The organism is Methylophilus sp. OH31 (assembly GCF_000576615.1).
Lineage (GTDB): Bacteria > Pseudomonadota > Gammaproteobacteria > Burkholderiales > Methylophilaceae > Methylophilus.
In genome coordinates this window covers 87502-109911 of the sequence record NZ_BAUS01000012.1, presented here as the reverse complement: position 1 = coordinate 109911, position 22410 = coordinate 87502, and the positions used below count along the sequence as shown (strand labels likewise).

The 22410-nt window shown below is 45.5% G+C and carries 24 protein-coding genes; 21 read left to right on the top strand and 3 right to left on the bottom strand.

What is annotated here, in order from left to right; genetic code table 11:
* Nucleotides 1–68: 68 nt before the first annotated feature.
* The 13 genes from OH31_RS13440 to OH31_RS13380 all read left to right on the top strand — a co-directional run bounded on the left by OH31_RS13440 (nt 69) and on the right by OH31_RS13380 (nt 14065).
* A complete protein-coding gene (locus OH31_RS13440; protein WP_024931129.1) occupies nt 69–1121 on the top strand; it encodes a TDP-N-acetylfucosamine:lipid II N-acetylfucosaminyltransferase in 1053 nt (350 codons plus the stop codon).
* Between the two features lie 120 nt (nt 1122–1241).
* Entirely contained in the window at nt 1242–2078 is an 837-nt protein-coding gene (locus OH31_RS13435) for a phytanoyl-CoA dioxygenase family protein (protein ID WP_024931128.1), read from the top strand.
* Between the two features lie 59 nt (nt 2079–2137).
* The gene (locus tag OH31_RS13430; protein WP_024931127.1) at nt 2138–2764 is read left to right on the top strand and encodes a class I SAM-dependent methyltransferase; all 627 of its coding nucleotides are present in this window, start codon (nt 2138–2140) and stop codon (nt 2762–2764) included.
* A gap of 1 nt (nt 2765) precedes the next feature.
* Entirely contained in the window at nt 2766–3431 is a 666-nt protein-coding gene (locus tag OH31_RS13425; RefSeq protein WP_024931126.1) for an acetyltransferase, read from the top strand.
* Nucleotides 3432–3436: 5 nt separating this feature from the next.
* Entirely contained in the window at nt 3437–4345 is a 909-nt protein-coding gene (locus OH31_RS13420; RefSeq protein ID WP_024931125.1) for a hypothetical protein, read from the top strand.
* Nucleotides 4342–5037 (top strand): WbqC family protein, encoded by a 696-nt coding sequence (locus tag OH31_RS13415; protein ID WP_024931124.1) that lies wholly within the window; start codon nt 4342–4344, stop codon nt 5035–5037. The genes OH31_RS13420 and OH31_RS13415 overlap by 4 nt, the downstream gene beginning before the upstream one ends.
* On the top strand, nt 5034–6197 hold the full coding sequence (gene rffA, locus OH31_RS13410) for a dTDP-4-amino-4,6-dideoxygalactose transaminase (RefSeq protein ID WP_024931123.1): 1164 nt from the start codon (nt 5034–5036) through the stop codon (nt 6195–6197). The genes OH31_RS13415 and rffA overlap by 4 nt, the downstream gene beginning before the upstream one ends.
* A gap of 85 nt (nt 6198–6282) precedes the next feature.
* Nucleotides 6283–7719, top strand: coding sequence for an MOP flippase family protein (locus OH31_RS13405; protein ID WP_024931122.1), 1437 nt, complete (start codon nt 6283–6285; stop codon nt 7717–7719).
* A 98-nt stretch (nt 7720–7817) separates the two neighbouring features.
* Nucleotides 7818–8765, top strand: a complete 948-nt coding sequence (locus OH31_RS13400) for a glycosyltransferase family A protein (RefSeq protein ID WP_024931121.1) — start codon at nt 7818–7820, stop codon at nt 8763–8765.
* A 2-nt stretch (nt 8766–8767) separates the two neighbouring features.
* Nucleotides 8768–9526: a glycosyltransferase family 2 protein gene (locus OH31_RS13395; protein WP_024931120.1), complete on the top strand. Its 759-nt coding sequence runs from the start codon at nt 8768–8770 to the stop codon at nt 9524–9526.
* A 14-nt stretch (nt 9527–9540) separates the two neighbouring features.
* Nucleotides 9541–10113, top strand: a complete 573-nt coding sequence (locus OH31_RS13390) for a sugar transferase (RefSeq protein ID WP_305079943.1) — start codon at nt 9541–9543, stop codon at nt 10111–10113.
* A gap of 16 nt (nt 10114–10129) precedes the next feature.
* Nucleotides 10130–12049, top strand: a complete 1920-nt coding sequence (locus tag OH31_RS13385; protein ID WP_024931118.1) for a nucleoside-diphosphate sugar epimerase/dehydratase — start codon at nt 10130–10132, stop codon at nt 12047–12049.
* A gap of 93 nt (nt 12050–12142) precedes the next feature.
* Nucleotides 12143–14065, top strand: a complete 1923-nt coding sequence (locus tag OH31_RS13380) for an ATP-binding cassette domain-containing protein (protein ID WP_024931117.1) — start codon at nt 12143–12145, stop codon at nt 14063–14065.
* 75 nt (nt 14066–14140) lie between these two features.
* Here the strand turns inward: OH31_RS13380 and OH31_RS13375 are convergent, their stop codons facing one another.
* The 3 genes from OH31_RS13375 to flgA all read right to left on the bottom strand — a co-directional run bounded on the left by OH31_RS13375 (nt 14141) and on the right by flgA (nt 15886).
* Complete coding sequence (locus OH31_RS13375) at nt 14141–14617, bottom strand: flagella synthesis protein FlgN (RefSeq protein WP_019882523.1); 477 nt, start codon at nt 14615–14617, stop codon at nt 14141–14143.
* Nucleotides 14618–14622: 5 nt separating this feature from the next.
* Nucleotides 14623–14940: a flagellar biosynthesis anti-sigma factor FlgM gene (gene flgM / locus OH31_RS13370; RefSeq protein WP_019882524.1), complete on the bottom strand. Its 318-nt coding sequence runs from the start codon at nt 14938–14940 to the stop codon at nt 14623–14625.
* 184 nt (nt 14941–15124) lie between these two features.
* Complete coding sequence (flgA, locus tag OH31_RS13365; protein ID WP_024931116.1) at nt 15125–15886, bottom strand: flagellar basal body P-ring formation chaperone FlgA; 762 nt, start codon at nt 15884–15886, stop codon at nt 15125–15127.
* 251 nt (nt 15887–16137) lie between these two features.
* On the opposite strand from flgA, the gene flgB reads away from it, so the two are divergent.
* The 8 genes from flgB to OH31_RS13325 are packed head-to-tail and all read left to right on the top strand — an operon-like array spanning nt 16138 to nt 22397.
* On the top strand, nt 16138–16569 hold the full coding sequence (flgB, locus tag OH31_RS13360; RefSeq protein ID WP_019882526.1) for a flagellar basal body rod protein FlgB: 432 nt from the start codon (nt 16138–16140) through the stop codon (nt 16567–16569).
* A 16-nt stretch (nt 16570–16585) separates the two neighbouring features.
* Nucleotides 16586–16990, top strand: coding sequence for a flagellar basal body rod protein FlgC (gene flgC, locus OH31_RS13355; protein ID WP_019882527.1), 405 nt, complete (start codon nt 16586–16588; stop codon nt 16988–16990).
* Between the two features lie 20 nt (nt 16991–17010).
* The gene (locus OH31_RS13350; RefSeq protein WP_019882528.1) at nt 17011–17679 is read left to right on the top strand and encodes a flagellar hook assembly protein FlgD; all 669 of its coding nucleotides are present in this window, start codon (nt 17011–17013) and stop codon (nt 17677–17679) included.
* Nucleotides 17680–17721: 42 nt separating this feature from the next.
* Nucleotides 17722–18933, top strand: a complete 1212-nt coding sequence (gene flgE, locus OH31_RS13345; RefSeq protein WP_019882529.1) for a flagellar hook protein FlgE — start codon at nt 17722–17724, stop codon at nt 18931–18933.
* Between the two features lie 36 nt (nt 18934–18969).
* Nucleotides 18970–19713 (top strand): flagellar basal-body rod protein FlgF, encoded by a 744-nt coding sequence (gene flgF / locus OH31_RS13340; protein WP_024931115.1) that lies wholly within the window; start codon nt 18970–18972, stop codon nt 19711–19713.
* Nucleotides 19714–19766: 53 nt separating this feature from the next.
* Entirely contained in the window at nt 19767–20549 is a 783-nt protein-coding gene (gene flgG / locus OH31_RS13335; protein ID WP_024931114.1) for a flagellar basal-body rod protein FlgG, read from the top strand.
* Between the two features lie 40 nt (nt 20550–20589).
* Complete coding sequence (locus tag OH31_RS13330; RefSeq protein WP_019882532.1) at nt 20590–21240, top strand: flagellar basal body L-ring protein FlgH; 651 nt, start codon at nt 20590–20592, stop codon at nt 21238–21240.
* A gap of 11 nt (nt 21241–21251) precedes the next feature.
* Nucleotides 21252–22397 carry a flagellar basal body P-ring protein FlgI gene (locus tag OH31_RS13325; protein ID WP_019882533.1) on the top strand — a complete coding sequence of 382 codons (1146 nt, stop codon included), beginning with the start codon at nt 21252–21254 and terminating at the stop codon, nt 22395–22397.
* The last annotated feature ends 13 nt before the right edge of the window (nt 22398–22410 follow it).

Below are 22410 nucleotides of genomic sequence, written 5' to 3'. Positions count from 1 at the left end.
TTTGTTAATCTCTATTAGCATTTAATTTTTTAACATCTCGCAGATATTGCAAAAACGATAAGAAATATATGAGTTTGGAATCAAGTGCTATACACAGTGAGAAAACACTACATATTTGTAGGCTAGATAAATTTATCCCACCTTTTATCGACCTGATTAAAGAAAACTTTGCATTTTCAAAACACGACTTCTTATTGTTTGGAAACTTAAAGACTTTCCCAACCATATTAGATAAAAACGTTATTCACTTTAAGCATTTTTATCAAATATTTGAGCTCATTGTGAAAATGAACTCGTCAAAAAAAATCGTTTTACACAGCTTATTTAACCCGTTAATCGTATTGTTATTATTTTTACAGCCTTGGCTACTAAAAAAATGCTACTGGATTATGTGGGGGGGCGACCTATATTGCTTCCAAAACAAGAGGAATAGCATAAAAGCACACACTTACGAAAAAGTGCGTGCTTTTATTATCAAGAATATGGGATTCCTCGTCAGCGGAACAACGGGGGATTACGAGTTAGCCAAAGCATGGTATGGCGCAAAAGGTGCTCATATCAGGTGTTTTAATTATCCAAGCAACATTTATAAACACTATGACCTGAGTAGTAATGCTCACTCGACTATCAACATTCAGGTTGGCAACTCTGCTGACCCATCGAATCGGCATTTACTCACGCTAGAAGCACTTATTCCATTTAAACAAGACAATATAAAACTATTTTCGCCTCTTTCTTATGGTGACATGGAATATGCTAATGTTGTCATTAATAAAGGATATGAGCTATTTGGCAATCAATTTCAGCCATTGCAAGACTTATTGCCATTTGAAGATTATCTAGCTTTCTTAGCAAATATTGATATTGCTATTTTCAATCACAATAGACAGCAAGCATTAGGCAATGCTGTTACGCTACTGGGTTTAGGTAAGAAAGTTTACATCAACCCGGACTCAACGTTGAACGGCTTATTTAAAGAGTTTGATTTACAGGTATTTGATGTATCACAATTCAACATTCATCCGATTGATCGTACAATTGCCAACCAAAACATGCAAAATGTTAAGAAGCATTTTTCCAAAGAGGGGTTATTAAAGAGCCTTGGCTCCTGGATTGAATAACGAGAATATGTTGTTAAGACTCATTACTCCAATCCCTAGCACTTTCACGTTACAACGACTCTAATTAACAGTCATTAAAACAAAACACATAGCAAATCATTTTCTGGAAAAGATTACTTTATGAATACATATGGAAAACGTCCCAACCAAACATATGGAGTTTTACAGAAAAACACCGCTAATAATGACGAAGAAATAATTATTGAAAGTCTCCACCGCAATGGTTTTGCGTTATTGGATTCAGGCTATACGGATCAAGAGCTTAATGAACTGGATACAGTTTTTAATCGTTTGCGAAAGCAATACATTGAACAGTATGATCAACACCTACTATCCGAAACAGGTGAACTATATACAATAAGGTCGCCACTCACTCAAGAGATTGAAAACCATTTTTTGAATCTTGCTTTAAATAGTAGACTAGCAACCGTTATCGGCAAAATGATCCAAGGAAAATATATACTAAACCAGCAAAATGGCGTTATTTTTCCATCAAGCAAAGACTATGACCAAGGTCAGTGGCATAGAGACTTACCATATCAACATTACGTATCCTCATCTCCCCTTGCTCTAAATGCATTATTTTGTTTAGACGATCTCACTTTTGAGTCTGGCGCAATGTGGGTTGTACCGCACTCACACAAAGATATTGTGTGCCCATCAGAAAACTTTATTAAAGAATTTGGCATCCAGATAGAATCAAAGCGTGGACAATTTGTCATTCTTGATTGCATGGTATATCACTGTGGGGGCTACAACCAGTCGTCAAGTGATGTCAGAGCCGTCAATCATGTTTTCACGATACCCTATTTCAAACAGCAAATTAATATCCCTCAAAACATTCAAGCAAAATACATTTCGCCAAATATGCGCGAAATTCTCGGCTTTAACTTTGAAGAGCCAACCAGCATCGAGTCATACCTACAGAGTAGACAACTTAAAAAATTAAAGAAGTAATTTCAAGCAACTTTTAGGACACAACCTCTCATCGAGAATGAGTGAGGAATGATTATCATATGACAAACAATGCTCTTCTTAATGATGTTGCAAACTATTACTCCCAAAAAGTAGAGGCCTTTGGTACCACGCCACAAGGGGTTGATTGGAATGGCGAAGATAGTCAGTTTTGCCGATTTGAACAACTTCTTAAAGTCATAAACAAAGAGTCAGAATTTTCTTTGATTGACGTAGGTTGCGGATACGGTGCAATGCTAGGTTATATGCTAGAAAAATTAAGCACGCCATTCGACTATATCGGTTTAGACATTTCAGAGGAAATGATTCAGGCAGCCATCAAGACACATCCTAAATCTGACCACATCCAATTTTTTAATGGATCAACGCCTCCGGCAAATGTTGATTATGCAGTCGCCAGTGGAATTTTTAATGTCCGGCTTGAGCAAAATGACGAGCTTTGGCTTGCACATATCATGAAAACCATAGAGCAAATGAACGCCTACACTCGCAAAGGGTTCGCATTTAACTGCCTAACTTCATACTCAGATGAAGATAAAAAGCGGGATTACCTTTACTATGCTGACCCTGGATTATTGTTTGATTTTTGTAAAAAGCATTGCTCTAAACAAGTAGCACTGCTGCATGATTACGGTTTATACGAATTCACAATCATCGTTAGGAAATAAAATGACAAAACGTCTTGTGATCTTTGGCACTGGTGATATTGCTCAACTTGCCCATTACTACTTTACAAATGACTCTGAATATCAGGTTGTAGGGTTTACTGCAGATAGCGCCTACATAGAAAAGAATGATTTTTGTGATTTGCCCGTATATCCATTTGAACAGCTTGAGTCTCATGTCAAACCATCAGACACGTCTATTTTTGTAGCGCTAAGTTATTCAAAACTAAATGAAGTTAGAAAAGAAAAATATTTAACCGCAAAACAAAAAGGGTATGAAATAGCGTCTTATATAAGCAGTAAAGCAACGATTCTCAACAATAAAAACATTGGGGAAAACTGTTTCATTCTTGAAGACAATACAATTCAACCGTTTGTGACCATTGGTAATAATGTGACTCTTTGGAGTGGAAATCATATTGGCCATCACAGTACAATTCACGACCATAACTTTATCGCATCTCAAGTAGTTGTTTCAGGTGGTGTCGTGATTAAAGAGTCTTGCTTCATTGGGGTGAATGCAACATTAAGAGACCATATTACTGTAGGTGAAAAATGCGTGATCGGTGCAGGCGCTTTATTACTGAGTGACGCTGACGCTGAAGGTGTTTATATTGGTCAAGAAACGGTCCGGGCCAAAGTACCTAGTACGAGACTCAGAAAGATTTAAGTAGAATGCGTTGGCGAAAACTGGGGCAACTTTATTCCCATGAAAATCATGCTCATGAAAAACTAATCAGCCATGCAGCCAACCCTTTGGCTGTAGCACTAAATGATAGAATCATACGAGTTTATTACAGTGCGCGCGATAGCCTTAATCGATCATCAGTATCGTATGTTCATTTTGATATCCACACTTTAGAAGTAACTTATGTTCATCCAGAGCCAGCATTTCAACATGGTGAAGACAACAGCTTTTATTCACATGGTGTCAGTATAGGTAACATTTACCAGGCCCAAGGTAAGTCTTACATGCTATTTATGGGTTGGCAGAATCATGCGAGTAGTCATTGGAGGGGGGATATCGGTCGTTTATTGGTCTCTCCTGATGGTCAACTATCTCTAGATCCAGAAAATGCTTTCATAGGCCTAGATGCAGAAGACAATATTAGTCTCTCATATCCATGGGTAGAGAAAATAGGTAGTCATTACCAAATGTGGTATGGCAGTACCAACACATGGGATGCAGGCAATCAGGAAATGGAGCATGTAATTAAAAATGCTTATTCAAGTGATGGTCATCACTGGAGTAAAAATGGCATAGCAGTGCCTAGTATAATTGGTCAAGCTCAGGCCTTCTCGAGACCAACGGTTCTATTACTAAACAATCATTATTTCATGTGGTTCTCTTATCGAGGTGGTGACGGCAGGACGTATCGCATTGGACGCGCCGACTCAATTGATGGTATGCATTGGGAGCTAAACCTAAAAGAGAGCGGCATTGATGTATCAAATGAAGGCTGGGATAGTGAGATGATCGAATATCCTTTTGTATTCAAGCATGGTGACAGTATTTATATGCTTTACAACGGCAATGGCTACGGCCAAACAGGTTTTGGTCTTGCGGTATTGGAGGATGTATGAAGAAGGTAGCAATTGTTCAATCCAATTACATCCCTTGGAAAGGCTATTTTGACCTAATCAATAGTGTAGATGAGTTTGTCTTATACGATGACATGCAATATACGCGTAGAGATTGGCGCAATCGTAACAAGATAAAAACACCGCAGGGATCCTCGTGGCTTACCATACCTGTAGAAGTCAAAGGTAAATACTTTCAAAAAATAAATGAAACCCGTATTTCAGATCCTCTATGGGCTAAACAACATTGGCAAACCATCAAACAGTTTTACTCCAAAGCCCCCTACTTCAAACAATATAGTCCGCTATTTGAAGAGGCTTACCTGATGATGAAAGAAGAGTATCTTAGCCAGGTTAACTTTACATTGATTCAAATCATCAGCAATATTTTGGGTATTCAAACAAAGCTTTCGTGGTCTAGCGAATTTGTTTTAGAAGAAGGACAAACCGAGAAATTATTAGGGATTTGCAAGCAAGCTCACGCAGATGTGTATATCAGCGGGCCGGCAGCGAAAGATTATTTTAACGAAGATATTGCGCAGAATATGGGCATAAAAGTTGAATGGATGGATTACTCAGGGTATAACGAATATCCTCAATTGTTCGAACCATTTGAGCATGGTGTCAGTATTTTAGATTTGATTTTTAATGTAGGGCCCAATGCCCAAAACTTCATGAAAAGTTTTAAAAAATGAACGTTGGATTTAACAAACCGCCCTTAACAGGCAACGAACAAAAATATATTGCTGACGCATTGCAGAGCGAAAAACTCTCTGGTGATGGTAAATATGGCGAAAAATGTCAGCAATGGTTTGAGACGCATCTGAAGTGCGCGAAAGCATTGCTCACCCCCTCCTGTACCCAAGCTCTGGAAATGGCAGCAATTCTTCTGGATATTCAACCAGGCGATGAAGTCATTATGCCAAGCTATACGTTTGTGAGTACTGCGAATGCATTTGTCATCCGCGGAGCCAAAATTGTATTCGTTGATATTAGGCCAGACACGCTAAATATTGACGAGCGTCTGATTGAAGCCGCCATTACACCGAAGACTAAAGCCATTGTCCCTGTGCATTATGCTGGTGTTGGATGTGACATGGATATCATCATGGATATCGCGAATCGTCACCAGCTCTACGTTGTTGAAGATGCGGCCCAAGGCATGATGTCGACTTACAAAGGCAGACAACTGGGCTCTATTGGCCATTTGGCAGCATTCAGCTTTCATGAAACTAAAAACTTCACCAGCGGTGGCGAAGGTGGGTTGTTAATTATTAATGACCCTCAGTTTGTCTCTCGCGCTGAAATTATTCGAGAAAAAGGCACGAATCGAAGCCAGTTCTTCCGTGGCATGGTCGACAAATACACCTGGGTGGATATTGGTAGTAGCTATTTGCCAAGCGAAATACAAGCGGCTTACCTGTGGGCGCAATTAGAACAGGCCGATCAGATTACAGACAACAGACTTTCAAGTTGGAACAATTATTACGAGCAGCTAAACTGTTTGGCGCTTGCGCATAAACTTGAACTTCCCGTTATCCCTGAGCACTGCCAGCATAACGGCCACATGTTCTACCTGAAAACCAAAAACTTGGTACAGAGAACTGAACTTCTCTCTCACTTGAAGAATGAGGGAGTCAATGCAGTTTTTCATTATGTGCCACTGCATAATGCCCCTGCTGGAAAAGAGTTTTCACGCTTTAATGACACTGATCACTACACAACTAAAGAGAGTGAACGTCTAATTAGACTACCAATGTGGTTTAACCTTGATCAGAAGTCATTGAACCATGTGGTCAACAGCGTTGTGAAGTTTTATGAAAAAAATCAACAGCAAGACTTCAAGACTCTTTAAAATTAAAAGAACAGTTCCATTTGCATAAGTTCATTAGAGCACTGAGAAAAGGAAATCCTTTTCTCATTCGCGAAAATCATCATAAATGAATCTAAGACAAAAAACACTTTCTGCTGCGCGATGGACTACATTCTCTTTAATTACGAGGGCCCTGCTCCAATTCTCACAGATCGCCATATTGGCAAGAATACTAACGCCATCAGACTTTGGGCTTGTAGCGCTCGTGACATCAATCATGGTGTTTTTGCAGATTTTTGCAGATGCCGGTATTAGTAACGCAATTATCCATCACCAGAAAATCTCGGCATCGCAACAATCCAGTCTTTATTGGCTCAATGTTGGTGTGAGCGTAATCTTAGCTTCAATACTTTGGCTTTCCAGTAGCTGGTTAGCAGCATGGTACAAGCAACCCAGCCTCAGTACCTTAATCACATTGGCCGCGCTAGCTATGCTTATCAACTCACTTGGGCTACAGTTACGCCTAAGGGCTCAGAAGAATCTTAACTTTTCTCAGCTTGCGAAAGTAGATGTTTTAGCCGCACTAGCCGGTTTCGCTGCAGCGATCATCTGCGCAAATCTTAACTTTGGTGTTTACTCGTTATTGGTCGGCACTGTTGTTACATCAATATTCAGCAGCACGATGTCATGGATTTACTTATCTGAAGGCTGGAGACCATCAGCAAGCTTCGATTTACAAGAGATTAGCCAATTTTTACAGTTTGGCGGCTACATGATAGCGAATAACCTTGCAACCTCACTCAACGCACAAATTGATGTGTTACTTGGCAGCAAAATGATGTCTGCACAAGCGATCGGGCAATACAGCATAGCCAAAAATCTTAGCTTAAATATTGCCATGGTTGTTAACCCTATCGTTACACAAATTGGTCTACCAGTAATGGCCAAAGCTCAGGATGACCTTTCCCTATTAAAACGCATTTATTTACAAACGATGCTAATGACTGCATCAATAAACGCGCCGATTTATGTTTTTCTTACTTTATTTGCCCCTGAAATTACTATTTTGTATTTGGGCGACCAATGGACCACATCAATAATATTTATGCAGATATTTCCTGCTTGGGCACTATTGCGCTCAATTGGTAATCCTGTAGGAAGTTTACTCATGGCTCGCGGCAGGGCTGACTTGAGTTTCAAATGGAACCTCGTATGGTTACTTATTACCCCTCCAGCAGTTCTACTAGGAAGTCAGTATGGGGTAACAGGGATGTCCATATCCATGGTACTGCTTGGTATAACAGGTTACTGGCCGAACTGGTATTTTCTTGTCAGGCCCCTTTCAGGCATTACTTTCGCAGAATATGCATTACATTCAATCAAGCCATTGCTGATTTCAATCTTTGCAGTTTGTACCGGATATTTAAGTATGGGACTTACTGACACACCAATTTATAGGCTGCTAGGAGGATTTTTGCTATCTTCAATAAGCTACCTGATCGCAAGCTTTTATTTGAATAAGAAATGGTTCACCACTATCATGGACTTTATCAAAGGAAAGTAAATCCACATTCATGCAACTAAAGCTGGTTTAGAAGTGCTGCAACAATAATTTCAAATCAGAACATAATTTCTATTTTTTACCAGGCAATACTTTAATAAATGCACCCCCCTCTTGTTAGCATCATCATTCCATACTTTAACGCAGCCTCATATATTGAAGAGTGTGTTAATAGTGTATTGAATCAAAGCTATTCAAACATTGAAATCATAGTAGTAGATGATGGTTCAACTGATCACGGCGTGGACAAAATATCCCACATGGAGCAGTTAACAATCATCCACCAGCAAAATGCGGGAGCTTGCGTAGCAAGGAATCAGGGGCTGGAGGCTGCACGTGGTGAGTTTGTTAAGTTTTTAGATGCTGATGATTATCTGGAAAAGGACTGTATCGCATTACAGGTGGAAGAAGCGCTTAAACACGATAACAACACGATTGTCTATGGCAACTTTACGATAGTGAGCAAAAACACGCTCAAACCAGTCAACACACGTATTGCACCTAAAAATCAAACAGCCACGCTACTGTTTTCCGATTTGCTAACCACGACCCCTTTGCATCGCAGGTACATGCTAGAAGCCATTGGTGGCTTTGATACCAGATTTAAAAATGGGCAAGAGTGGAATCTGCATGTCAGGCTTGCGGGCAAGGGTTATAAATTTGTACACATGGATAAGAATATTTACTTTTACCGTGTACATACGGCTGACGGTAGGATCTCCAATAAAAGAAAAAGGCATACCGGGAGCTCAATTGCACATGAAATAGACAAAGTGCGTCTGACTAATGAGGCCCTACAAAGTACATTTGCAGAAGATATGCGCCCATATATTGCGATGAGGTATTGGTGGGTGGGTAGACTGGCATTAAGGCACGGTCTTATAGCTTTTGCGAACATTGCGTTTAATGAGTCTAAATTAACTTATTCAGACTATCAGGAAAAGTGGCCGTTGTACTACAGGTTTTTGCATGGCGTCCTTGGTGCCCATCTAGCGGAGAAAGTTATGTCACCCATTTATGAGCGACTTGGCGGAAAGTACCACAAATAAATATGAGAGTTTCTATCATTACGCCGATGTACAACTCGGCTTTGTATATTGAAGAGACGATTCAATCGGTGCTGTCTCAAACATTGCCTGAATGGGAAATGATCATAGTCGACAATCACTCCTCTGATGAATCATGCACGATTGTTGAACGCTATGTTCAAAATGATCCCAGAATCAAACTAATCCGAAATCATCATAATGGTGGTGCCGCCGAAGCCAGAAATAAAGGAATGGATATCGCACAAGGCGACTATATTGCTTTTTTAGATAGCGATGATTTTTGGTATCCAACATTTTTAGAGGAAATGTATTCTTTTTCTAGCAAAAATAACTACAGTTTTTCTTACGCCTCCTATGAAATTGCTATCAACAGTTTATCCAATATCAAAAAAGAGTTTACAGTTCCAGCGACGGCCACGTATGAAAGTATGCTTAAAGTATGTGTTATCTCATGCCTGACTGCCTTTATACGCCGTGAACTGATTGCAGATACAAGAATGGAAGGAAAGATTAACGAAGACTACTTCTTCTGGCTTTCACTGCTAAAAAAGACACAGCAGGCTTATGGTCATCAACCTGCGCTTGCCATCTATCGCTTGAGAGAAAACTCTGCATCCCGCAATAAACTCAAGGTTGTTTATCAAAAATGGCTAGGATTTAGAACAAGAGAACACATTTCTTTTTGGAAATCCGTTTATTATTTTTCACACTACTTTTGGCATGGCTTTAAGAAGTACGCCTTTAGTCTAAAAAAACATTGATAGCACATATTCTGATGATAAAACGCTTGTTTGACATTATTGGCTCCTTATTATTGTTACTCCTCTTATTAGTCCCTATTGTGTTAACCGCTATAGCAGTCAGGCTCACATCCAAAGGAGAGGCACTATATTGGTCTCGCCGCATCGGCAAAGGTAATACAATTTTTTTGATGCCCAAGTTTCGCTCTATGCAAGTCGGCACACCACAAATTGCCACGCACTTAATGAACCAGCAAAGCAATCCAAATAGTTTTCTCACTCCCATTGGCAGTTTCATTCGTAAAACCAGCCTGGATGAATTACCGCAATTATGGAGTGTGCTAAAAGGGGATATGTCGCTTGTCGGACCGCGCCCTGCCCTGTTCAATCAGGACGATCTGATCGTTTTACGTACAGAGTATGGTATTCACAGATTGAAACCAGGCGTGACTGGTTGGGCACAAATTAATGGCCGAGACGAAATTCCTATCCCGCAAAAAGTAGCATTAGATACATACTACCTAGTCAATCAGTCTACGTATTTGGATATCAAGATTATTCTAATGACTGCAATCAAAGTGTTAAGACGTGATAACATCACGCATTAACCCTAGGTAGTTAAGCATGCCTAAATTTCTGGCTCGTTTTTTATCATTACTCGCCTTTACTCATGACGCAATCGTGGTAATCATTGCGTGGTGGATGGCGTTTGCATTGCGCTTTAACTTTCATATTCCTGAAAAATTTATTGGATATATCTGGGAAAGCCTGCCGGTCATTTTTATTTTCCATAGCATTGTTTTTTATAGCTTTGGCTTATACAAAGGCGTATGGCGCTTTGCCAGCCTGCCAGATTTAAAACGCATCATGCGTGCTGTTGCTTTTGCAGCACTGCTTTGCGCAACATTTGCACTGTTAGTACACCCCTCAATTATTATTCCGCGCTCAGTGCTCATTACAAACCCCATGTTACTGCTATTAACCATGGGCGGTAGTCGATTCTTATATCGCGCGTGGAAAGAGCGTCGGCTATTCAATACACTCGCGGTACAAGGCAAGCCTGTGATTGTGATCGGCGTCGAAGACGCATCTTTTAACTTGATTAAAGAACTCAGCAAAAACCCTGAGTGGCGCGTGGTGGCGATGATAGACCCGAGCAATAAGCTGGTTGGCCGTGAGATCATGCATACCAAGGTCGAAGGCGGCCTGGAGGATATGGCGCGGATTGCAGAACGCCATGCTTGCCAGCATTGCATGATTGCGATGCCAGGTAGCAGACATGAGAAACGGCGCCTGGCAGTTGAAGCCGCACGCAAGGTAGAAGGCATGGAGGTGCTGACTTTACCTGCTATGTCAGACCTGATCAGTGGCCGCGTCAGTTTGTCGCAGATTCGCAAGATTGATGTGGAAGACTTGCTAGGGCGTGATGTGGTTCAGCTGGATACCCACGGTTTAAGCAGTATGCTGGCGAATAAAGTGGTGCTGGTCTCGGGTGCCGCGGGCTCGATTGGTTCTGAGCTTTGTCGCCAGATATTGAGTTTTCACCCTGTGCAATTGATTTGCCTGGATATTTCTGAATATGCACTTTATACGCTGCAACAGGAATTTGGCCAGTGGGTAACAGATACGGAACTCGTTTACCTGGTGGCAGATGTGAAAAACCAGACGCGTATCCAGCGCATTTTGCAAAGCCATCAACCTGACGTAGTGCTGCATGCGGGGGCTTACAAGCATGTGCCAATGATGGAACATTTTAATGTGGTGGAGGCCTTGCAAAACAATGCACATGGCACTTACCAGATTGCTGCAGCTTGCCAGGCGGCTGGCGTGCCGACGTTTGTCTTGGTTTCAACCGACAAAGCAGTGAATCCGACCAATGTGATGGGTGCCAGTAAACGGCTGGCCGAATTGATTTGCCAGGGATTGCAGCATGCTGACAATAGCCACACGCGTTTTATCACGGTGCGTTTTGGCAATGTACTGGGCAGCAGTGGCAGCGTGATACCCAAATTCCGCGAACAGATAGCGCATGGCGGCCCGATAACCATTACCCATCCTGAAATTACACGCTACTTTATGTCCATCCCCGAGGCGGCACAATTGGTGTTACAGGCTGCGACCATGGGCAACGGTGGTGAGGTATTTGTGCTGGATATGGGCACCCCGGTCAGGATTATCGACCTGGCGCGCGATATGATTAAATTATCGGGTCTGCAAGAACAAGATATCCGCATTGAGTTTACCGGCTTGAGGCCAGGGGAAAAGCTGTACGAAGAGTTGTTGGCAGATGATGAAAATACCCTGTCCACCAGCCATGAAAAATTACGTATTGCACAAGCGCGCAGTGCAGATGCACGCTGGCTGGCTAATTTGCTGGAATGGTTAAGCAATATTCCACATTTGCAAGAAGCACAAATCAAGCAAGACCTGCAGCGTTGGGTGGAGGAATATCAACCCGATACCCGCCCTGCACCTGATGTTTCGCTGCGCGGTGGTGCATTGTCGCTAGACACCCTGCCCTCGCCTTCACAACAGATACACTGATAGATTCTTTTATTTACGCATTAAGCTTAGTGTATGGTTTGATGTCGTTTACAATATCGAATCGATTCAACAACCTCTGCCACATCCCCCTTTATGCCTCATATTACGCTTGATAATGCCAGCCTGGCATTTGGTCATCATGCCTTGCTTGCCCAAGCCTCATTTCAGTTAGATCCGGGTGAACGCGTCGGTTTGATTGGCCGCAATGGTGCCGGTAAATCCAGTTTACTGAAAGCCATTGCCGGTACCATCAAACTGGATGACGGCACTGTATGGCGCGCACCGAACGTACGCGTGGTCTATGTACCACAGGAACCTGAACTGGATAATGCGCACACCGTATTTGAAGCCGTGGCAGAAGGTTTGGGCAGCTTGCAGCAAACCATCATTGATTACCATCAGGTCACCCATGATATGGGAATGCCGGATGCCAACATTGAGGCCTTGATGGAGCGCATGCAGGCATTACAGCATGAAATGGATGCACAAAATGGATGGGTAGCGCAATCACGTGTCGAAACCGTGCTTAGCCGCTTAAAGCTGGATGCGGATGTATTGGTCTCAACACTTTCTGGTGGCTGGCGTAAACGCGTTGCGCTTGGGCGGGCGCTGGTGGCAGAGCCTGAGGTACTACTACTCGACGAGCCAACCAACCATCTGGATCTGGAAGCGATCGAGTGGCTGGAAGATTTGTTACTGGGATTTAATGGCAGCGTGTTGTTTATTACCCACGACCGTCGCTTTTTAGACAAATTGGCCACACGCATTACCGAACTTGACCGTGGCAATCTGACAGACTTTGTTGGCAATTTTTCACAATATCAAATTAAAAAAGAAGAGCTGCTCGCCGTTGAAGAAACGCATGCGGCTAAGTTCGATAAATTTTTAGCACAGGAAGAAGTCTGGATCCGGCAGGGGATTAAAGCACGCCGTACACGTAATGAAGGGCGCGTAAGAAGACTGGAAGCGCTACGTTTAGACCGTGCAGCCAGACGTGAGCGCCAGGGCGATGTCAAACTCAACCTGGATGCTGGCGAACGTAGTGGGAAACTGGTGGCAGAGCTTGACCAGGTCTATAAGTCCTATGATGATAAAACCTTAATTAAAGGCTTCAGTACCCGTATTTTACGTGGCGATAAAATTGGTTTACTGGGTCCAAACGGGATTGGAAAATCCACGCTATTGAAACTTATTTTAGGGGACATTGAAGCAGATAGTGGCGACATTCAGCGCGGCACAAAAATCAATGTCGCTTATTTTGACCAGATGCGGGAGCAGCTGGATGAAGAAGCCACATTGGCCGATACCATTAGCCCGGGTTCAGACTTTGTTGAAATCGGCAATGAGCGTAAACATGTGATCAGTTACCTGGAAGACTTCCTGTTTCCGCCACAACGCTCACGCTCACCAGTGAAATCACTTTCTGGTGGTGAACGCAACCGTTTACTGTTGGCACGCCTGTTTGCACGCCCTGCCAACGTCCTGGTGCTGGATGAGCCGACCAATGACCTGGATATTGATACGCTGGAGTTATTGGAGACGCTATTACAGGATTACTCAGGCACCCTTTTCCTCGTCAGCCATGATCGGGCTTTTCTGGAAAATACCGTCACCCAAGTGATTGCGTTTGAAGGCCAAGGCAAATTAACCGAATTCGGCGGTGGTTACGATGACTGGTTAAGATTTAGCCAGAATCGTAGTAGCAAACCAACCTCTACGTCAAAAGTATCTGCTGCCGCTTCAGCATCAAATACACCCGCGCCTATAGTCACAACCCAAACGGTCACTCCCCGAAAAACGTTGAGCTTCAAGGAACAGCGTGAGCTGGAAGCATTACCCGCAGAAATTGAACAACTGGAGCAAGAGCAAGCCGAGATCCAGGCCCAATTTGCACAAGGTGATATTTATAAACAGGCGCCTGAGCGAGTGAAACTACTACAGGACAGGCTAAGCGAAATTGAGCTGCTGGTCATGCAGAAGCTCACGCGCTGGGAAACGCTAGAAAATTCGATTTAAGGCAATTTGCCAGCGTTAAAAGCAAAACAGCCGAAGAGCATCTCTTCGGCTGTTTTTTTATCGTGTGAACAGTGTCTAGACTGAAAAGCCGCTACGACTGCTGTTTGCCCGGTGGGCTTGACCATTTTTGCCATAAAACTGTGGTGCAGAACTCTTACCATTCAATGCATCCAGCTTTTCCTGATTGCGCAAAAAGTGCTTGTTAATCAGGATACCGTTCAAGCGATTTAATTCTTTTGCCTGTGTCAGCTCTTGCTGAAAAGTGACCCACGCACTATCTAATAACTGGCTGGATTGCTTTTGTAACCAGACCGACATGCCCTGCTCATTCGGCTCAAAGCCTGCTGCGGCCAGCGCGTCATAGCGTGAGTTGGCAGCGGCACCTAATGCTTGTAGCAGCTCAACCCGCTTGTCTACCATGCGCTCAATCACGTCCAGGTCAGCAGTGACCAGGGCCGACTGCTCAGACTGCAAATCACTCAATAACTCTGATACCAGCGCGGCGTCTTTCTCAAACGTCACTGGAGAAGATAAATGATTTGCAGTAGTCATAATTGTCAGCCTTTATTCGGTTGTATCAAGTCTTTAACAGTTTGCAACAAGCCATCAGCCACTTTGGCGGTATCCACCGAAAAATCGCCACGCGCGATTGCGGCTTTGATTTCTTCGACTTTATTGGTGTCAAACACCTCGCCAGAGGCCAATCCAGCTTCTAATGACTGCAACTGCACGGAGGCAGAAGATAAAGTCACATTGTCTGAAGAGGCAGTAGATGTGCTCGCTGCTTTCTCGCTGCTTTTATTCGCAGTCCCTTTTTCCAATGTCGGCTTGTCTACGCCAACACCCATTTTTTTAATCGAATCTGAAATGTTCATGCCGTACCTCTTCTGATTTTGAATTGTTTCAGGGCTTATCAAAGTCAAAACCCTCATTCGTTAACAGTACTATCGGCATAGTTTAAGCGAACTTTAGTGCTTAATACACTTTTTATCGCATGTTTATAATTTTCAGACATTTTTCAATTAAGCTATTTTTTAATTAAAAGGGTTGTCCATCTGACTAAAAGCGCACGTCCACCTTACCGGAAGACTGCGCGACGCCTTTTACAATCTGGCCACTGCTGACTTTCACATCAACCACCTGGCCAACATTTGCGGTTTGCATGGCAGTGCCATCAGCCGAGATCACAAAGCCATCACCACGACTATTTAACTGTACAGTTTGCCCTTGCATAATCACCGGCACCGACTTGAGCAATTCAGGTCTTAACACCGTGCCCAATGGCAAATTTAATGCTGCCTGTTTACCAGCCAACATAGACAAGTCAGTAATAATGCCTGCTGGCAATTTGCTTAAATCACCAGACTGCATGACCACGTCTGTGGGTTGCACTGGTGAACCCTGGCCAACCGGCAAACCGGTGACGGCATATTCTCCCCATACCTGCACATCGGCCTGAACATACAGTGTCCATGGCTTAGTCTCAGATTGCAGGCAACGCACGCCAATATGGGTTTTACCCCACAAACGCGCGCCTTGTACGGTAAAGCCTTCCATCAATGCACACTCTGCAATGCGGATATGGCTGTCCAGCGGTTGAATCTCGATATTGACTTTGCCCGGATAGCCTTGTGTCTGGCTTTGTACATACTGCATCACTGTTTGATAGAGGCGGCTGTGCATGTCATTTCCTGCAGAGGCTGCGCCGACCGCATGCTGATTCGCAATCACAGCACGGTCTGCCGCGTACGCAGACACGCTCATCAGCCATAACAGGCTAACAATAAGCATCATCACAATCTGGGGCTGGTGTTGTTTCATGTGCCCTATTCTACGCATCACGGGCAAGTTTAATCCCGGAATTAAAGGGGATTTCCCCCGTTTAATTGCAGAATCATTGCATAGGCCGCGGCGTACACTAGGCATAGCTAGTAAAAGTCATATGCGTGAAAGCAGACCTGCTTATTCGGGTTAACGGTCGCAGAGGACAAAACTTTAGAGGTTCGAAAGCAACAAGTTTTGAACAGGGCTTTCGAACAGGGCTTGAGAAACAGCCAGGAAAGGATAAAACGATGATAAACAAACTGGACGCCGCACTGAATTTCCATCAGACGGCATTGCGCGTGCGCAATGAACGTCAAGAGCTGTTGGCATCGAATATTGCCAATGCAGATACACCGCAATATAAAGCGCGTGACATCGACTTTCAGTCTGCCATGAAGGCAGCGCTGCAACCGAATGCTTCTGCCGGCACCACAACAAGCAATGGCGCATTGCAACAAACCAATGCTGGCCATATGAATGGCACGGGCGGCAGCGGCTATGTCAGCACAGGCGACCCGCTGTTCCGCGCAGTGGTGCAAGGCTCTGCTGATGGCAACACCGTCGATATGGATGTGGAGCGTAATGCTTATGTCGATAACGGCATCCGTTATGAGGCCAGCCTGACCATGATAGGCGGCCAGATTAAGAAAATGCTGTCCGCAATTAACGGCCAGCAATAATTAAAGGAGGTCTGTCATGTCTCTGTTTAACGTATTCAAAATTTCCGGCTCAGCCATGAGTGCGCAATCCATGCGCCTGAACACGGTGGCCAGCAACCTCGCCAACGCCGACAGCGTGGTGAGCTCCGATGGCAAGCCCTACCAGTCTAAACAAGTGGTGTTTAAGGCAGTTCAGGATGCAGCCAACCAGAGCAGCACGGTTGAAGTGGATCGTGTCATTGAAGATAACAAGCCAGGCAAAATGGTCTACGACCCCAAACACCCGATGGCGAATGCCGATGGCTACATCACCATGCCTAATGTCAATGTGACTGAGGAAATGGTGAACATGATTTCAGCGTCACGCGCTTATCAAAACAACGTGGAAACCATGAACGCGGCAAAAACCATGTTGCTTAAAACATTGAATATCGGTCAATAACCTGCAGAAAGGACTTCAGCATGACCACCGTTAATACCAACAACCAGGTGTCACAAGATTTACTGAATTCAGTGAACACACGCAACACGGCCAGCACGACAGATGAAACACAAGACCGTTTCATGACCTTGCTGGTGACGCAGATGAAAAACCAGGACCCGTTGAATCCGATGGATAACGCCCAGGTGACCAGCCAGATGGCGCAGTTGAATACCGTGACTGGCATCAACAAGCTGAATGAAACCATGAGTAGCCTGATCGGCAGCGTACAACTCGGCCAGGCCTACCAGGCCACCAGCATGATAGGCCGCAATGTATTGGTAGAAGGCAAAACGCTGACCCATACAGAAACCGGCGGCTATTTCGGCGTCAATGTGCCTAATGGCGCAGACAGCCTGTCAGTCGCGATCAAAAACGGTTCTGGCGCCACCATACGCACACTGACGTTCGGTAAACAAGACGTAGGTGTCAATGCGTTGAGCTGGGATGGAAAAATGGATGATGGCACCGTCGCGCCTAGTGGTGACTATAGCTATGAAATCACCGCAAAAACTGGTGACACCACCGTCAGCAGTACCGCCCTGAGTCTGGCACAGGTACAAAGCGTCACCACCAGCACCAGCGGTGCCAAACTGAATTTGAGCAATAACACGACTGTGTCTGCCTCAGACATTTCAGAAATTTTCTAATTTTAATACCGACATTTTTAGTCCTTACCAAGGAGAGATAACATGGCTTTTTCACAAGGCTTAAGTGGTTTAAATGCAGCGTCCAAGGCGCTGGAAGTGATTGGCAACAACGTTTCTAACGCCAACACTGTTGGCTTTAAACAGTCTCGTGCAGAGTTTTCTGATGTGTTCGCGGCCTCCCTGAGTGGCGCGGGTACGACACAAATCGGTATTGGTACCAAAATTTCTGATGTGGCCCAGCAGTTTACACAAGGCAACATTACCGCGACCAATAACACACTGGATGTGGCAATTAACGGTGCCGGCTTCTTCCGTTTGAGCAACAACGGTGCGGTGACCTATACCCGTAACGGCCAATTCCAGATGGATAAGAATGGCTACATTGTCACCAGCGACGGCAAACGCCTGATGGGTAACAGCGCAGACAACCTCAACGGTTCCAGCCCGGTAGAAATTCAGATTGATACCAGTGATTTGCAACCAGTCGCCAGTTCCAAAATCACAGGTACCTTGAACCTGAACTCAGCCAGTGCTGATATTGATCAGACCGTCACCCCATTTAGCTCCACAGACCCGACCAGCTACACTAACTCAACCGCGATTACGGTCTATGACAACCTGGGTAATTCACACAATGTACAAAACTACTATGTGAAAACTGCCGCTAACAACTGGAGTGTCTACACTACGGTAGATGGTACGGATGTTACACCAACACCAACACCAACCATGGTATTTAACGCGGGTGGCTACGATTCAACTAACTCCAGCGTGACACCGATAACATTCACGCCTACGACGGGTGGCGCCGCCATGAACATCAGCTTTGATTATTCAAAAAGCACACAGTATGGCTCGTCTTTCAGCGTCAACAAGCTGAGCCAGGATGGTTACTCTTCAGGCCGTATTGCCAGCTTCACTATTGGTGATGATGGCATTATTCAAGGCCGCTACACCAACGGTCAATCCAAAGACCTCGGCCGTGTGGTCCTGGCTAACTTTGTGAACCCGAATGGTTTGCAATCACTGGGCGGTAACCAGTGGGCATCGACTTACGAATCTGGCGACGAGCTGATTGGCTCACCAGGCAGCAGTACACTTGGTGTGCTGCAGTCATCTGCGGTAGAAGATTCAAACGTAGACCTGACCGCAGAACTGGTCAACATGATTACTGCACAACGTATCTACCAGGCCAACGCGCAAACCATCAAAACGCAAGATCAGGTCATGCAGACTTTGGTCAACCTGCGTTAATACAGGTTTGATTAACTTTTTGACAAGGGCAGCTTTATGGATCGTCTGATATATACCGCAATGACTGGCGCCAAGCACATTCTGGAGCAACAGGCGACCACAGCCCATAACCTGGCAAACGCGACCACTACCGGCTTCAAAGCCCAGGTGGATAGCTTCAGGGCCGTGCCGATTTTGGGTGACGGCCTGCCTACACGTGCGTTTGTCGTCGATGCCACCGTCGGCACTGACTACAAGCCAGGCAGCATCCAGCATACCGGCCGCGACCTCGATGTTGCCGTACAAGGTGAAGGCTGGATTGCCGTACAGCGTGCAGATGGTTCAGAAGGTTATACCCGCAACGGCTCGCTCAAAATTAATGAGAACGGCCAGTTGCAAACCGAATCCGGCCTCAATGTGATGGGCGACGGCGGCCCGATCAGCATTCCGCCCAATGTGATTGTCAGCATCGGTGGTGATGGCACGATTTCCAGCGTCAACGACCTGAGCGTGCCTGGTGCGACCACGATTCTGGGGCGAATCAAACTGGCTAACCCGCCAGCAGCTTCACTCAAACGTGCAGAAGACGGCTTATTTGTGACCAGTAATGGTCAGGCTGCGCCCTTGGATCCGAATGTCAAAGTCACCGGTGGTGCCCTCGAAAGCAGCAATGTGAACGTGGTCGAAACCATGGTGAATATGATCGGCCTGGCACGCCAATTCGAAATGCAAATGAAAATGCTGGAAAACGCGCAAAACAACGCTGGAAAAGCAGATCAGCTCTTCAGTATGAATGGTTAATGCTTGCACTACTATTGCAGTATGAAAACGGCTTTAAGCCCAAGGAGTGAACGATGATACGCTCATTATGGATTTCCAAAACCGGTCTTGATGCACAACAAATGCAGATGGATGTGATTTCAAACAACCTGGCCAACGTCAGCACCAGCGGCTTTAAAAAGTCGCGCGCGGTGTTTGAAGACTTGCTCTACCAGAACATTCGCCAGGTAGGCTCGCAAAGCTCACAACAGAGCCAGCTGCCTAGTGGTTTGCAATTGGGTACTGGTGTGAAGCCGGTGGCGACCGAGCGTATTTTCACTCAAGGCAACCTGCAACAAACCAGTAACGATAAAGACGTCGCCATCCAGGGCCAGGGTTTCTTCCAAATTCTGATGCCAGATGGCACCACGGCGTATACCCGTGATGGCTCATTTCAGGTCGATAGCCAGGGACAACTGGTCACCGCCAGCGGTTTCCCGGTGCAGCCCGCAATTACCATTCCTGCCAATGCGCAAAGCTTGTCGATCGGCAGGGACGGCGTCGTATCCATTACCACGCCTAACTCCACAGCCACCACGCAAATTGGCCAGATTCAGCTGGCTACCTTTATCAATCCGGCCGGCATGCAAGCCAAAGGTGAAAACCTGTTTGTTGAAACAACCGCTTCCGGCAACCCGAATACCAATACACCCGGGACCAATGGCGCTGGTTTATTGTCACAAGGCTATGTTGAAACTTCCAACGTCAATGTGGTGGAAGAGCTGGTGAGCATGATTCAAACCCAGCGCGCCTATGAAATTAACAGCAAGGCGATTACAACGTCGGACCAGATGCTGCAAAAACTGTCGCAGATGTAATCCCTGCTTGAGGGTCACTCAAATGATGAATAGAACGATCATGAGCTTACTACTTTGTTTGGCGTTTTCTCAATTACTGAACGGCTGCTCTATCACGCCGTCCACCATTGTGCAAAAACCGGAAACGCCGCGAGTAGCGATGGCACGTCCAGATGCGCGCACAGAAGGCGCCATCTTCAACAGCGCAGGCTTTCGTCCACTGTTTGAAGACCGCAGACCGCGCTATGTAGGCGATATCGTCACTGTTCGTATTGCAGAAAACACCACCGCTAACAAAGCGTCTGATAACGAGCAAACCAAAGATGGCTCAACCGCGGCTTCTGTGACCGGCCTGTTTGGACACAATGTGCCTAAAGCCGCTTTCAACGCCAGTTCAGCGCTGTCATTTAAAGACAAAGCGGCTGCAGATGCCAGCAATACCTTTAGCGGCTCTGTGACAGCCACAGTGACCGATGTGCTGCCAAATGGCTACCTGGTCATCAGCGGCGAGAAACAGATTGGCTTTGACAAAGGCACTGAATATGTCAGGTTCTCTGGCATCGTCAACCCGGACATGATTACCATCGGCAACGAAGTGGTTTCGACCAAAGTGGCGGATGCACGTATCGAATATCGCAGCAACAGCAAAATGGATGCCGCTGAAGTGTTATCCATGTTCTCGCGCTTCTTTCTCAGCATGATTCCATTGTAGGAGAGTTGATCATGCCTATACTGACACACAGCTTAGTTCACACCGTACAGCGCGGCCAACGCGCTGTTGCCTATGGCCTGCTGGCATGCGGCTTGTTACTGGCCACGCCTTTCGCTCAAGCGGAACGTATCAAGGACATCAGCAATATTCAGGGCGTACGCGCCAACCAGCTGATTGGTTATGGCCTGGTCGTCGGCCTCGATGGCACTGGCGATATGACCACGCAAACACCATTCACCGTGCAAAGTATTATCAGCATGATGAACCAGATGGGCATTACCCTGCCACCTGGGACCAACCTGCAACTGAAAAACGTGGCAGCGGTGATGGTCACCAGCTCCCTGCCCGCTTTCGCACAGCCAGGGCAAACCCTGGATGTGACGGTGTCTTCTATGGGTAACGCCAAGAGCTTGCGTGGCGGTACCTTATTGATGACGCCGCTGAAAGGTGCAGACGGACAAATTTATGCCATGGGCCAAGGTAACCTGGTCGTGGGTGGTGTCGGTGCGGCGGCCAATGGCAGCCAGACCCAGATCAACCATTTAAGTGTCGGCCGGATTTCAGAAGGTGCTACCGTTGAACGCGCATTGCCGAATACCCTGCTACACCAGGATATTGTCAAACTCGAATTGAAAGAAAGTGACTTTTCAACCGCCAATAATGTGGTTGAAGCCATTAACAAGAAATTTGGCCCGATGACGGCCCAGGCCGAGAGTGGCCGCGTGATTCAGGTGCGCCCGCCTGAAAGCATGAGCCGCGTTTCTTTCCTGGCTAACCTGGAAACCATTAATGTCGCCCTGGCCGCGACACCAGCCAAGATTATCCTCAATGCCCGTACCGGCTCCGTGGTGATGAACAAGGCAGTGACGCTGGATAGCTGCGCAGTCTCACACGGCAACCTGTCGGTGGTGATTAATACCTCACCGGTAATTAGCCAGCCTGGCCCATTCTCGAATGGCCAGACCATCTCCACCGCAGTGTCTGAGATCAACATCAACAAAGAGCCTGGCAAGGTACTGAAGCTGAATAACGGCGCTAACTTGTCTGATGTCGTCAAAGCACTGAATGCGATTGGCACCACACCACAGGACTTACTGGCGATTTTGCAAGCCATGAAAGCCGCTGGCGCGTTGAATGCCGAGCTTGAGGTGATTTAAGCGAGAGACGACC